Source organism: Streptomyces sp. NRRL B-24572 (assembly GCF_002156145.1).
Lineage (GTDB): Bacteria > Actinomycetota > Actinomycetes > Streptomycetales > Streptomycetaceae > Streptomyces > Streptomyces vietnamensis.
This window is the reverse complement of record NZ_MWIG01000301.1, coordinates 1-12,913: the sequence shown is the minus strand read 5'-3', so window position 1 is coordinate 12,913 and position 12,913 is coordinate 1. Positions and strand designations below refer to the sequence as shown.

The window sequence follows — 12,913 nt, the reverse complement described above, 5'->3', positions numbered from 1 at the left end:
GCGGGAGCTGGCCCGGCCGGACAGCCGGATGCTGCTGCTCTGCTCCCCGCACAACCCGACCGGCCGGGTGTGGACGGAGGAGGAGCTCACCGCCTTCGCCGAGCTGGCCGAGCGGCACGGCGCCGCCGTCGTCAGCGACGAGATCCACGCCGACCTGACGACCGACGGCCACCGGCACGTCCCCTGGACCCGGATCGCCGAGCCGGGTCGTGGCCGCCGCTGGGCCCTGGTCACCTCCGGCACCAAGGCCTTCAATTTCCCGGCGCTCTCCGGCTCGTACGGCGTCGTCGGCGACCCCGACGAGCGCGAGGCCTTCGTGCGGCGCATGGAGACCGGCGAGGGGCTCGCCTCGCCCGCCGTGCTCTCCCTGACCGCCCACATCGCCGCGTACCGGCAGGGCGCTCCCTGGCTGGACGAGCTGCGCGGATACGTGGCGGGGACGATGGACATGCTCCGCAAGCGCCTCGCGGACGGGCTTCCGGAGGTCGACTGGGCGCCCCCGCAGGCCGGCTACCTGGCCTGGATCGACCTGCGGCCGCTCGGCATCGACGAGACCCGGCTCCAGGAGGAGCTCGTGGCGGTGGAGAAGGTCGCGATCATGCCGGGCGGGGTGTACGGCACGCCCGGCTTCGTCCGGCTGAACGTCGGCTGCCCCCGGAACAAGGCCGAGCGGGGCGTGGACGCGCTGGTCAGGGCGGCGAACCGGTTGCGTACGGTCTGAGCCGTCGGGGGGCGGAAGCCCGGGCTTCGCGGGACCATGCAGGCATGGGTGCGGGTGCGGGTGCGGGTGCGGGTGCGGGCACGGGCGTGCGGGACGTGCGGATGGCTTCGGGGACCGGCCGGTGGATCGTGTTCACCACCGTCCTCGGGTCCGGGATGGCGCTGCTCGACTCGACCGTCGTCAACGTCGCCCTGCCGCACATCGGCGAGGACCTGGGCGCCGACCTCGCCGTCCTCCAGTGGACGGTCAACGCCTACATGCTGACCCTGGCCGGGCTGATCCTGCTCGGCGGCTCGCTCGGCGACCGGTTCGGGCGGCGGAAGGTCTTCGTCGTCGGGGTGGTGTGGTTCGCCCTCGCCTCCCTGCTGTGCGGGCTCGCCCCGAACGCCGGGGTGCTGATCGCGGCCCGCGCCCTCCAGGGCGTCGGCGGGGCGCTGCTCACGCCCGGCTCGCTCGCGCTGATCCAGGCGAGCTTCCACCCGGACGACCGGGCGCGGGCGGTCGGGCTCTGGTCGGGTTTCGGCGGGGTGGGCGCGGCGATCGGGCCGTTCGTGGGCGGCTGGCTGGTGGACGGGCCCGGCTGGCGGTGGGTGTTCCTGCTGAACGTGCCGCTCGCCGCGATCTGCGTGCCGGTCGCCCTGCGGCACGTGCCGGAGTCGCGGGACGAGACCGCGCACGGCCGCTTCGACGTGCTCGGCGCGGTCCTGGGCGCGGCGGCGCTCGCGCTCGTCACGTACGCGCTGATCGGCGCGGCCTGGTGGGCCGGGGTGGCCGGGGTGGTGGTCGGCGCCGGGTTCGTGGTGGTGGAGCGGAGGCGCGGGGAGCGGGCGATGGTGCCCCCGTCGATCTTCCGCTCCCGCCTCTTCACGGCGGTCAACCTGGTCACCCTGTGCGTGTACGCGGCGTTCGGCGGTTTCTTCTTCCTGGCCGCACTCCAGCTCCAGGTGGTCGCCGGCTACTCGGCGCTCGGCGCCGGTGTGGCGCTGCTGCCGACGACCGTGCTGATGCTGCTGCTCTCCGCGAAGTCCGGGGAGCTGGGGGAGAAGATCGGGCCCCGGATCCCGCTCACGGTGGGGCCGCTGCTGTGCGCCGGCGGGATGCTGCTGATGCTGCGGGTCGGGGAGGACGCCTCGTACGTGACCGATGTGCTGCCCGCCATGCTCGTCCTCGGGCTCGGCATGACGACCCTCGTGGCCCCGCTGACCGCGACCGTCCTCGCTTCGGTGGACGTGTCCCGGGCGGGCCTCGCGAGCGGCATCAACAACGCCGCCGCCCGCGCGGCCGGGCTGATCGCGGTGGCCGCGCTGCCGCTGCTCGCCGGGATGGGCCCGGAGGCGTACCGCTCGGCGGAGGAGTTCGGGGAGACGTTCCGGCGGGCGATGCCGATGTGTGCGGGGATCCTGGTGGTGGGCGCGGCCCTCGCCTGGACGACCATGCGGACCCCGGCCGAGGCGGCGGACTGCCACCCGGAGTGCAAGGTCCACTGCGGAGTGCAGGCCCCGCCGCTCGACCCCGGGCGGCGGGACGCGGCCTCCTGACCCGCGGCGGCGCTACTTCGAGAGCTCGGCGTACGCCTCCGCGCTGCTGTCCTTCAGGAACTGACCGCAGCGCTCCGCCTCGTCCTGCTCACCGATCGCCCCCGCGGCGCGGGCGAGCGCGGCCAGGCAGCGCAGGAAGCCGCGGTTGGCCTCGTGCTCCCAGGGGATGGGGCCGTGGCCCTTCCAGCCCGCGCGGCGCAGCGCGTCGAGACCCCGGTGGTAGCCGGTGCGGGCGTAGGCGTACGACTCGACCACGCGGCCCGCCTCCCACGCCTCGTCGGCGAGCAGGGCCCAGGCCAGGGAGAAGGTGGGGTGCGCGGCGACGACCTCGACCGGCGGCTTCGACTCCTCGACGAGCAGGCGGTTCGCCTCCTGGTTCTCCGGCAGATAGGTCGGGTTCGGCCCGCTCAGCAGGTTCTGGTGAATGTCCATGCGTGCAGTCTGCCACCGGGAACCGGCGCCGAAGGAGCGGCGTTCGCCGGTCAGCGGCTGCACTCGGATTCCGCGGACGCCCTGTTCCTGCCCCTGCCCTTCGTGGTGCGCTGGGCGGGGCCGGACGGGGAGAGCGTCCGCAGGGTCATCAGACAGGGGTCCTGGTCGAGCACCCGCCGCTGGAGGTCCTGCAGGGCGCGGCCCGGTTCGGTGCCGAGCTCCGTGGTGGTGCGGTGGCGGTAGTCCCGGTAGAGACGGAGCGCCTCCGCGCCGCGCTCGGCGCGGAACAGGGCGAGCATGAGCAGCCAGACGAGGCGCTCGCTGAGCGGGTGGCGGTGGAGGAGGAAGTAGAGGTACGGGACGGCGTTGCGGTGCCGGCCGAGGTCGAGCTCGATCTCGGTGCGCAGCTCCATGTCGGCGAGGAACCGCTCGTCCCGGTAGACCCGCTCCCGTGCCAGGGCCGGGGCCTCGATCCCCTCCGCGAGGGGGCCGGTGACGAGGATGCGGGCGTCGTCGAGGTAGCGGGCGGCCTCGTGGAGGTTGCCCGTGAGCGCCGAGGCCGTTCCGGCGGCGGCCAGACGCTCGTACTCCTGGAGGTCGACGAAGGCGTCGCCGGTCAGCAGCCGGTATCCGCCGGAGGTCCAGACGATGCTCGGCATCTCGGGCGTGACGCGCCCCGGCTCCCCCGTGTCGGCGGCGGGGAAGGCGGTGAACGCGGCGCGGAGACCGGAGACGTACTTCTGGAGCAGGTTCTTGGCGTAGGCGGGAGGCTCGTCGCCCCACAGTGCGCCGGTCAGCAGCTCGGGTCCCGAGGTGAGTCCGGGCCGGAGCAGCAGGACGGCCAGGAGGGCCTGCTGCTTGGGCGGCCCCAGTTCGAGGGGGGTGCCGTCGACGAGACCCTGGAGGGGCCCGAACAGGGTCAGGTGGAGGCGGGGCTTTCCGCTGTCCCGGTCAGGCCCGGTGTGGCGTAAGAGAACGCTGGACATATCACCCTTCCGGTGCGCCGGGCGGCTTGCCGCGGGCATGTTGGCCAACGGCACGGTGGCGCACCTGTGCGACAAGGTCGACGCTACGTGTTACCGATCGGTTACCCCAGGGAGTTTTGGTGAACAAGTGACTTCCGGCCCCTTGACGCGGTGAGGAACCTCTGATCCTGAGAGGTGGATCACAGGGCCGGGTGTCGCTCGTGTCCCTTCCTTCTTCCTTCACGGGATCTTCCAGCGTGTCTTCCAGTGCCTTCGTGCAGGGTTCCGCAGGTCCGGCTACCCGAACGGGGAGACACCATGACCAGCACGGCCGATACACAAGCATCGACTCCCGCGCGACCCTCGCTGCGTTACGACGCCACGGTGCCGCGTGCCATGGTCCACCGCGCCGCCGTGGCCGAGGTCTTCCTCACCGACTCGCGTCCCGCACCGGGGAGGGAGGAGACCTTCGACGTGGCGGCGCAGCTGCCGCGGGCCCACATCATCGGCGAGACCGCCGGCGCCCACGACTTCCTGCTCCTCCTGGAGGTCATCAGACAGTCCGGCGTCTACATAGCCCACCGCTACGAGGACGTCCCCCTGGAGGAGTCCTTCATCTTCCGCGGCCTGCGGACCCGGCTGACGGACCTCACCGCGGTCCGCACCGGCGACCGGCCCGCCGAGGCGGTCGTCACCCTCACCTGCCTGCCGCAGCGCAAGCGCAACGGCCGGGTGCAGGCCCTCGACTTCACCGGCTCGCTCGCCATCGACGGCGAGCAGGCCATCAGCATCGACGGCGGCCTCGCCTTCTTCTCCAAGTCGGTCTACCAGGCGCTCCGCACCCGGCAGCGGGCCGGCGTCGAGGGCACCGGCAGCCTCGTGCCCGAGTACGTCCGGGCCGACCCGTCGACGGTCGGGCGCCGCAATCCGTACAACGTGGTGATCACGCAGCCGCTGTCCGCGGGGGACAGCGCGATGGCGTCGATGGTGGTGGCCGACCAGAGCCACCCTCACCTCTTCGACCACCGGCTCGACCACATCCCGGGCAACCTGCTCCTGGAGGCGGCCCGCCAGCTGGCCACCGGCGCCGTCGCCCACCTCCACGGCATCGCGCCCGACGGACTGCAGGTGGTCAGCGTGGACGTCGACTTCCGGGAGTTCGCCGAGCTGGACCTCCCGACCCGGGCCGTCGCCCGCGTCGAGCAGCTGCGGCACGACGAGACCCTCGGGACGCTCGTCGTCCCCGTCGTCGTCGACTTCGAGCAGCGCGACCGGACCGTCGCCGGCCTCAAGCTGGAGGTGGCCCAGTGAGCGGCGCCGCCACCCCCCGGATCCGCGCCGTCGTCCTCGACTACGGCGGTGTCCTCACCAACCCGCTCCACGAGACGTTCGCGGCGTTCGCCGACACCGTCGGCGTCCCCCTGGAGCAGCTCCAGGCCGCGTTCGCCACGGCGACCCGGGTCGACGGGCGCTCGCCCATGGCCGACCTGGAGACCGGCCGGTGCACCGAGGAGGAGATGGTCCTCCGCGTGCTGCGCCACCTGCCCGGCTCGCCCGGCCTCGAACTGCTCGGCGGGGTGCCCTTCGGCGACCTGTGGTTCCGCGCCCGGCTCGTCAACGAACCCCTCGTCGAGCGCCTCGGGGAGCTCCACCGGGCGGGCTACCTCATCGCCCTCCTCACCAACAACGTGAAGGAGTGGGGCCCCCGCTGGCGCGCCGGCCTGCCCCTCGACGAGATCTTCCACACCGTCGTGGACTCCTCCGCCGAGGGCGTCCGCAAACCCGATCCCGAGATCTACCGGCGGCTCCTCGACCGGCTCCCCGTCCCCGCGGAGGAGTGCCTCTTCGTCGACGACCTGGCGGAGAACTGCGCGGCGGCCGAGGCCCGGGGGATGACCACGATCGGCTTCACCACCACCGGCGCCACCCTGCGGGCGGTCGACGCCCTGCTCGACGAGCGCGGTGCCTACCCGACGAGGACGAGCACGGCATGAGCATCACAGCGAAGGCGGGCGACATCCTCGTCGTCGGGGCCGGACCGACCGGTCTCGCCACCGCCTGCACCCTCCTCCAGCACGGCGTGGAGTGCCGCGTCGTGGACCGGCGCGGCGGGCCCGCGTCCGAACCCAAGGCCCTCATCCTGTGGAGCGGCGCCCTGGAGATCCTGCGCCGCATCGGGGTCGCCGGGCAGCTGCGGGACCGGAGCCTCGCGCTGGCCGGCGCGAGCTACTGGTCCCGCGGCCGGCAGGTCGGCGCGGTCCGCTTCGGTGCCCTCGAAGGGACCGCGTTCCCCGCACCGCTGTGCGTGCCGCAGTCCGTCACCGAGAGCGTCCTGTACGAGCGGCTGCTCGAACTAGGCGGCCAGGTCGACTGGAACACCGAGGCCACCGGCCTGTGCACCGTCCCGCCCGGCGGCGACGCCACGGCCGAGGTCACCCTGGCCGCGCGCCGCGGCGAGCGCACGGAGGAACTCGCGCCCCGCTATCTGATCGCCGCCGACGGCGCGCACAGCCGGGTACGGGAAGCGGTCGGCATCCCCTTCGAAGGAGGCTCCTACGCGCGGGACTTCCTCCTCGGCGACGGCGAGTACGGCGGCCGGCTGCCCGAGGACGAGGTCCAGTACCACCTCACCCCGCACGGGGTGCTCGTGGTGGTGCCGCTGCCCGGCGGCGGCCACCGGATCTTCTTCGACCGGGAACCGGTCGGCGAGACCCTGCCGCCCGACGAGCGGGAACTCCAGCGCCACCTCGACGAACGCGGCCCCTCCGGCTGGTCCCTGGAACGCACCTGGTGGCGATCCACCTTCCGCGTCCACACCAAGGTCGCCGCGACCTTCCGGCGCGGCGGCGTCTTCCTCGCCGGCGACGCCGCGCACTGCCACAGCCCGGCCGGCGGGCAGGGCCTCAACACCGGGGTGCAGGACGGCTTCGACCTCGGCTGGAAGCTCGCCGCGGTCGCCCGGGGCGCGGCGCCCGAGCTCCTCGACAGTTACGAGACCGAGCGGCGGCCCGCCGCCCTGCGGGCCCTGCGGAACTCCGACCGGCAGACCCGGCTGTGGATGCTGAGGTCCGGACCGCGCCGGGCCGTGCGGGACCTGGTCCTGACCCTGGCGACCCGCAGCGGCGCTCTGGACCGCAAGCTGGTCCCCGAACTGGCGCAGATCGCCCCCGATCTGACGGCCAGTCCGGCGGTGCCGGGGGACCTGGACGCCGTGGGCGGCGCCCGGCCCGCCCCCGGCCCCCGGCCGGAGGCCGGCCGGCGTCTGCCCGACACCGCCTGGGAGCCCCTCGCGGGCACCCGTACCAGGACCGCCCACGGCTTCCTCGCCGCGGGCCGCCACGCCCTGCTCGTCGTCACCTCCGGTACGCCCACGGGCACGGCCGCCGACACCGCCGGGCGCCTCCTGCGGTCCGTGCGGCAGTCCCCGCTGGCCGCGCAGATCGACGTCCTGCTGCTCGCGGGACGGGACGGGGACGGCGTCGCCGAGGGGGGTGCGGAGCCCGGCGTCCGGTACGCCGTCGCCGTGGAGAGCGAGCCCCTGTTCACCCGCTGGGCACCGGACGCGCCCCTGGTGCTCTACGTCCGCCCGGACGGCGTGACGGCCGCCTTCGCCACGGCGACCCGCTGGCGGGAGCTGCTCCGGCACGTACCGACGGTGCGGCCCGACACGGGCACCGAGAACGCCGACACCGGCGCCGACGCCGCGTCCGAGCCCGCGCCCGCGGCCGGCGCCCGGCGGGGGAGTGACGGCGCATGACCGAGCCGTCTCCCGCGTCCCCGGGTCTTCCCGGGGACGCGGCCCTGCGCACCGCGGTGGTGACCGGACCGACCGGGCTCCTCGGCACCGCCGTCGTCACCGCCCTCCTGGACCGGGGCACGGAGGTGCGAGCGGTCGTCCGCGACGAGGAACGGGCCCGGCGGGTGCTGCCCGCCCATCCGGACCTGCGGATCGTCCGCGGCGACGTGACCGACGTCCCCGGCTTCGCCGCCGCCCTGTCGGGCGCCGACGCCGTGTTCCACCTGGCCGCCTACTTCCGCGAGTACTACCAGCCGAACGCCGACCGGGAACTGCTCCTGCGGACCAACGTCACCGCCGTGGAGGAACTCCTCCGCGCGGCGGCCGACTCCGGCGTCCGCACCGTCGTCCACACCAGCTCCACCGGCGCGCTCGACCCCGACGCCCACCGGGGCCGCCCGGCCGACGAGTCCACGCCCAACGGCTCCCCCGACCAGCCCCACGCCTACCGGGCGAGCAAGGTCAGGGCCGAGGCCGTCGTGCGGGCCTTCACCGAACGGCAGGGCCCGGACGGCGTACGGGTCCCCATGGTGCTCCCCGGCTGGATGTGGGGCCCCGGCGACCAGGCGCCCACCTCCGCCGGACGGCTGTTCCTCGCGGTGGCCTCCGGCGCGGTCCGGGCCCTGCCACGCGTCGGCAACCACGTGGTGGACGCCCGCGACGTGGCCGGCGCCCTGATCGCCGCCGCGCTGCGCGGAGAGAGCGGCAGGCGGTACGTCGTGGCCGGCTCCTGGCACTCCCTGGACGAGATCTGCCGCGGGATCGTGCGGGCCGCCGGCACCGGCACGGTGCCCCGGCCGATCCCGGCCGCCGTCGCCCACGGCGTGGCCGGGCTCGCCGAGGTGAAGGCCCGGCTGACCGGCGGCACCCCCGTCGCCACCCGCACCGGCATCAGGACGCTCACCGAGGGGGACCGGGCCCGGTTCTCCTCCGAGCGCGCCCGACGGGAACTCGGCGTCGTCTTCCGGCCCTTGGAGCAGACGCTCGCCGACCAGGCCGCCTGGCACCGGAGCCGCCGGCAGCTCCCGGCCGACGCCGCCCCCTCCGGGAGGCGGTGAGCCGTGCTGCGTCCGCTCGCCGCCGCCGTGTCGAGGAACCCGCGGGCCGTGCTCCTCGCGGCCCTGCTGTTCGTCGTGCTCTCGGCGGTCCTCGGCTCCGGGGCCGCCGACCGCCTCCGGGCCGGACAGGGCACCGAGAACCCGTCGGCCCCGTCCGCCCTCGCCGCCGACGTCCTGGAGGAACACTTCCCCGCCGGCAGCCCGAACTTCGTGCTGCTCGCGCACGCCCCCGACGGCGTCAACGACCGGAAGGCGGCCCGCACCGGACTGCGGCTCGCCGACCGCCTCGCCCACGAGGGCGCGGTCAGCGGCGTCGTGTCGTACTGGCAGAGCGGCTCGGACGCGCTGAAGTCGACCGACGGCCGCTACGCCCTGATCGCCGCCCACATCGACGGCGACGAGGCGGCGGTGGGCCGGGCGGCGAAGCGGCTCGCCGAGACCTACCGGGGCCCGCACGACGGGCTCACCGTCCGGGCGGGCGGGACCGGCGAGATCCTCAACACGGTCGAGACGACCATCGCCGAGGACCTCGTCAGGTCGGAACTGCTCGCCCTGCCGATCACCCTCCTCGTCCTCGTCCTCGTCTTCCGCAGCGCGGTCTCCGCCCTGCTGCCGCTCGCCGTCGGCATCGTCGCCATCACCGGCACCAACATGGTCCTCTGGGTGATCGCGGGCTACACCGACGTGTCCGTCTTCGCCCAGAGCCTGACCACCGCGCTCGGCCTCGGCCTCGCCATCGACTACGCCCTGCTGATGCTGCGGCGCTTCCGCGACGAGCTCGCGGCCGGCCGGCCGGTGCCGGAGGCCGTACGGATCATGCTGGGCACCGCCGGGCGCACCGTGATCTTCTCCGCGCTCACCGTCTCCGTCGCGCTCGCGGCCCTGCTGCTCTTCCCGCTGTTCTTCCTGCGGTCCTTCGCCTACGCGGGCATGTCGGTGGTGCTGATCGCGGCCGCCGCCGCCCTGGTCGTGCTCCCCGCGCTGCTGTCGGTCCTCGGCCACCGCGTGGACGCCCTGGACCCGGTCCGCCCGCTGCGCAGGCTCCTCGGCCGCGACCGCGCCGGGACGGCCCAGGGCGGCAGCCGGGCCTGGTCCCGGCTCACCCGGACGGTCACCGGCCGGGGCGCACCGGTCTTCGCGGCCGGCTCGCTCGCCCTGCTCGTCCTGCTCGGACTGCCCTTCCTGCGCGCCGAGTTCGGCATGGCCGACGACCGGCAACTGCCCGCCGGGGCCGAACCGCGCACCGTTCAGGAGATCATCCGGGAGCGGTTCGACGGCAGCGAGACGGCGGTCGTCGACGTCCTGGTCACCGGTGTCAGGGCCGGCGAGTCCGGGGAGGCCGTCGCCGCGTACGCGACGAAGGTCTCCGCACTCGGGGACGTCGCCGAGGTGCGCACCCCGGCGGGCGTCTTCGCCGACGGCCGCAGGACCGAGCCGCGCACCCCCGTCGACGCCCTGCGCGAGTCGGGCGAGGTGGCCTGGATCCAGGTCGTCCCGGTGCGCGGGGTGGAGACGGTCTCGCCCCGCAGCCAGCAACTGGTCCGGGACATAAGGGAGATCCGTACCGCCCCCGGAGTCCAGGCGCGGCCCGCCGGACAGGCGGCGGCGCTGGTGGACACCCAGGACAGCATCACGGGACGGCTCGGCTGGGCGCTGGCGCTCGTCGTGGTCACGACGCTGCTCCTGGTCTTCCTGCTCACTGGCAGCGTGCTGATCCCGTTCCAGGCGGTCGCGCTCAACGCGCTCAGTCTCACCGCGATGTTCGGCGCCGTCGTCTGGGTCTTCCAGGACGGCCGGCTGTCCGGGCTCCTCGGCTTCACGCCGACGGGGTTCGTCGACACCACGGTCCCGGTCCTGATGTTCTGCCTCGCCTTCGGACTCTCCATGGACTACGGGGTGTTCCTGCTCGCCCGGATGAAGGAGGAGCGCGACCGGGGCGCCGGCGACCGGGCCGCCGTGGAGCGGGGCCTGCGGCGGACCGGCGGCATCGTCACCGCCGCCGCGCTGATCCTCGCCGTGGTGCTCGTCGCCATCGGCTGGTCCCGCATCACGAACACGATGGTGCTCGGGACGGGGGTGGCCCTCGCGGTCGTCATGGACGCCACCTTGGTGCGGTGCCTCCTGGTGCCCTCGGTGATGGCCCTCGGCGGCCGCGCCACCTGGTGGGCCCCGGCCGGACTGCGGCGGCTGCACGCGCGCTTCGGACTGAGCGAGGCGGGCGCCGGGGCGGACACGGAAGCGGGACCCGACCGGAGCGGTCAGGACGACCGGAGCGGCCCGGACGATCCGGCTGATCCGGCCGACCGGACCCGCGGGGAACAAGGAGGGACGCGGACATGGGCAGAGGTCTGAGGAGAGCGGCCCTGGGGCTCGCCGTCGCCGCGGTGCTCGGCGGACTGCCCGTCGCCGGGGCGCTCGGCGAGGACGGGGGCGGCGCGCCGGAGCCGGCCGCCGGGCGTTCGTACGACGCCGGGCAGGCCCGCGCCCGTACGGCGCAGCGGATGAAGGCCGAGGGGATCGTCGACCTTCCGGTGGAGTTCCGGGTGGTGAACCGCAACCGGTCCGTCCTGGCCTGCAACACCGACGGGCGTACGTACACGGTCCGGGGCCACCTCACCGCCCCCGCCCGGCTGCTCGACCGCCCGGGCCCCGGCAGGCTCCCGGTCACCGTCTACCAGCACGGGTTCGAGGCCGCAGAGTGGTACTGGCGCGTCGACGTGCCCGGCTACCACCACAGCGAGGAGATGGCCCGCCGCGGCCAGATCTCGCTGACCTTCGACCGCGTCGGGTACGGGGCCAGCGACCGGCCCGACGGCCGGCAGCTCTGCCTGGGCGGGGCCGCCGACATGACGCACCAGATCGTGGAACGGCTGCGCTCGGGCGCGTACACGGTGAAGGGGCGGGCCACCGCGCCCCGCTTCGGGAAGGTGGCGCTCGCCGGGCACGACCGGGGCGCGCAGATCGCGCAGATCGCCGCGTACTCCTTCCACGACGTGGACGGACTCGTGCTGACCGGCTGGAGCGACAGCGGTCTGACCGACGAGGACGACGCCCGGTTCTTCGCCGCCCTCACCTCCTGCATGCAGGGCGGAGTCCCGGCGGTCGAGCCGGACGACCCGGTGGGGTACGTCCATCTCGACCCGGGCCCGCGCGAGTTCGCGCAGGGCGGCTTCGCCGACACCGACCCCCGGGTCCTCGAAGTGGCGCTCGCCCGGCAGAGCAGGCACTCCTGCGGCGAGCAGGCCGCGCAGCTGGAGGGCGTCCTGGTCGACACCCGGCACCTCGACCGCATCCGGGTGCCCGTGGCGCTGGTCTTCGGCGCGGAGGACCGCAGGGTCCGGGGCGGCTCCGAGCACCGGGCCCGGTTCACGGGGACGGGCGACACCACGCTCCTCACCGCCCGTGGCAGCGGCCACTTCCTCGCGCTGGAGCGCGGGGCGCCGCGGATCCACGACTTCCTCGCCGACTGGCTCGAAAAGAAGGGACTCACGCCGTGAACACCGGCACCTCCGCACCCGCGCGCCCCGCGCGCCCCGCGCGTCGACGGCGCCGCGGCCTGCGGGCCGCGGCCGTCCGTGCCGCCGTGTTCGCGGGGGCGGTCGTCATGGTGGCCTGCGAGCTGGTGGCCACCGTCGCCGTCGCCGAACCGACCGGAACGGCGGCGGGTCCCGAGCAGCGGGTCACGGTGCCCCCGGCCCCGTCCGAGGCCGCCGGGGGTACGCGGACCCCGGCCCCGTCCGAAGCCGCCGGGAGTGCGCGGACCCCGGCCCCGTCCGAAGCCGCCGGAGGTACGCGGGCCCGGGACACGACCGCCGCCGAACCCGTCGACCTGCCGGTCTCCTTCGTCGTCCGCAACGTCAACCGGACGAAGAGCCAGTGCACCACCGACGGGCGTACGTACACGGTCCGGGGCCATCTCACCGCCCCCCGCGCGCTCCTCGAAGGTGCCGGCCGGCCCCCGGTCACCCTGTACGTCCACGGCACCAACACCGGCGAGTGGATCTGGCGCCTGAACGTCGAGGGTCGCGACCACGTCCGGGAACTGGCCCGCCGGGGCCATGCCTCCGTCACGATCGACCGGCTCGGTTACGGAAGCAGCGACATCCCCGACGGCTTCGCCTCGTGCAGCGGGGCACACGCCGACATCGCCCACCAGGTCGTCGGACAACTCCGCGCCGGTACGTACACGATGGGCGCCCGGCAGACCCCGTACCGCTTCGGGAAGGTCTTCCTCGCCGGGCACTCCAGCGGGGCACTGGTCGCCGAGACCGTCGCCGCCTCCTTCGGGGACGTCGACGGGCTCATCCTGACCGGCTGGGCCGCCGTCGGCGTCACCGGCGAGACCAACCGCCGCTTCCTCGCCGCCCTGCTGGCAGACCGCGTAGGCGGCGAGGAAGCGGCGG

At 74.6% G+C, this 12,913-nt stretch carries 11 protein-coding genes; 9 read left to right on the top strand and 2 right to left on the bottom strand.

The window, feature by feature from the left end; genetic code table 11:
- Together CCN56_RS18920 and CCN56_RS18915 are read left to right on the top strand one after the other, a co-directional pair.
- Positions 1–721, top strand: a 721-nt coding sequence (locus CCN56_RS18920; RefSeq protein ID WP_143664558.1) for an aminotransferase class I/II-fold pyridoxal phosphate-dependent enzyme, incomplete at its 5' end; no start/stop codon positions are given.
- Between the two features lie 44 nt (positions 722–765).
- Complete coding sequence (locus tag CCN56_RS18915; RefSeq protein ID WP_086828337.1) at positions 766–2,259, top strand: MFS transporter; 1,494 nt, start codon at positions 766–768, stop codon at positions 2,257–2,259.
- Between the two features lie 12 nt (positions 2,260–2,271).
- On the opposite strand, the gene CCN56_RS18910 is transcribed toward CCN56_RS18915, so the two are convergent.
- Entirely contained in the window at positions 2,272–2,691 is a 420-nt protein-coding gene (locus CCN56_RS18910) for a DUF3151 domain-containing protein (RefSeq protein WP_086828342.1), read from the bottom strand.
- Positions 2,692–2,741: 50 nt separating this feature from the next.
- Positions 2,742–3,677: an AfsR/SARP family transcriptional regulator gene (locus tag CCN56_RS18905; RefSeq protein ID WP_179199901.1), complete on the bottom strand. Its 936-nt coding sequence runs from the start codon at positions 3,675–3,677 to the stop codon at positions 2,742–2,744.
- 297 nt (positions 3,678–3,974) lie between these two features.
- Between CCN56_RS18905 and CCN56_RS18900 the strand changes: the two genes are divergently transcribed.
- From CCN56_RS18900 to CCN56_RS18870, 7 genes are all read left to right on the top strand, one after another.
- On the top strand, positions 3,975–4,967 hold the full coding sequence (locus tag CCN56_RS18900) for a ScbA/BarX family gamma-butyrolactone biosynthesis protein (protein WP_086828334.1): 993 nt from the start codon (positions 3,975–3,977) through the stop codon (positions 4,965–4,967).
- Positions 4,964–5,650 (top strand): HAD family phosphatase, encoded by a 687-nt coding sequence (locus CCN56_RS18895; protein ID WP_256962041.1) that lies wholly within the window; start codon positions 4,964–4,966, stop codon positions 5,648–5,650. Before CCN56_RS18900 ends, CCN56_RS18895 begins: the two co-directional genes overlap by 4 nt.
- Positions 5,647–7,413, top strand: coding sequence for an FAD-dependent monooxygenase (locus CCN56_RS18890; RefSeq protein ID WP_107484182.1), 1,767 nt, complete (start codon positions 5,647–5,649; stop codon positions 7,411–7,413). Before CCN56_RS18895 ends, CCN56_RS18890 begins: the two co-directional genes overlap by 4 nt.
- Positions 7,410–8,510 carry an NAD-dependent epimerase/dehydratase family protein gene (locus CCN56_RS18885; protein WP_086828332.1) on the top strand — a complete coding sequence of 367 codons (1,101 nt, stop codon included), beginning with the start codon at positions 7,410–7,412 and terminating at the stop codon, positions 8,508–8,510. Before CCN56_RS18890 ends, CCN56_RS18885 begins: the two co-directional genes overlap by 4 nt.
- 3 nt (positions 8,511–8,513) lie before the next feature.
- A complete protein-coding gene (locus CCN56_RS18880; protein WP_256962040.1) occupies positions 8,514–10,862 on the top strand; it encodes an MMPL family transporter in 2,349 nt (782 codons plus the stop codon).
- A complete protein-coding gene (locus CCN56_RS18875) occupies positions 10,847–12,007 on the top strand; it encodes an alpha/beta hydrolase (RefSeq protein WP_086828330.1) in 1,161 nt (386 codons plus the stop codon). The genes CCN56_RS18880 and CCN56_RS18875 overlap by 16 nt, the downstream gene beginning before the upstream one ends.
- Positions 12,004–12,913, top strand: a 910-nt coding sequence (locus CCN56_RS18870; RefSeq protein ID WP_143664556.1) for an alpha/beta hydrolase, incomplete at its 3' end; no start/stop codon positions are given. The genes CCN56_RS18875 and CCN56_RS18870, both read left to right, overlap by 4 nt.

Bases quoted from the DNA above. Each gene is read 5' to 3' on its own strand.
- CCN56_RS18915 (WP_086828337.1), top strand. From the start codon at position 766: ATGGGTGCGGGTGCGGGTGCGGGTGCGGGTGCGGGCACGGGCGTGCGG.
- CCN56_RS18910 (WP_086828342.1), bottom strand. From the start codon at position 2,691: ATGGACATTCACCAGAACCTGCTGAGCGGGCCGAACCCGACCTATCTG.
- CCN56_RS18905 (WP_179199901.1), bottom strand. From the start codon at position 3,677: ATGTCCAGCGTTCTCTTACGCCACACCGGGCCTGACCGGGACAGCGGA.
- CCN56_RS18900 (WP_086828334.1), top strand. From the start codon at position 3,975: ATGACCAGCACGGCCGATACACAAGCATCGACTCCCGCGCGACCCTCG.
- CCN56_RS18890 (WP_107484182.1), top strand. From the start codon at position 5,647: ATGAGCATCACAGCGAAGGCGGGCGACATCCTCGTCGTCGGGGCCGGA.
- CCN56_RS18885 (WP_086828332.1), top strand. From the start codon at position 7,410: ATGACCGAGCCGTCTCCCGCGTCCCCGGGTCTTCCCGGGGACGCGGCC.
- CCN56_RS18875 (WP_086828330.1), top strand. From the start codon at position 10,847: ATGGGCAGAGGTCTGAGGAGAGCGGCCCTGGGGCTCGCCGTCGCCGCG.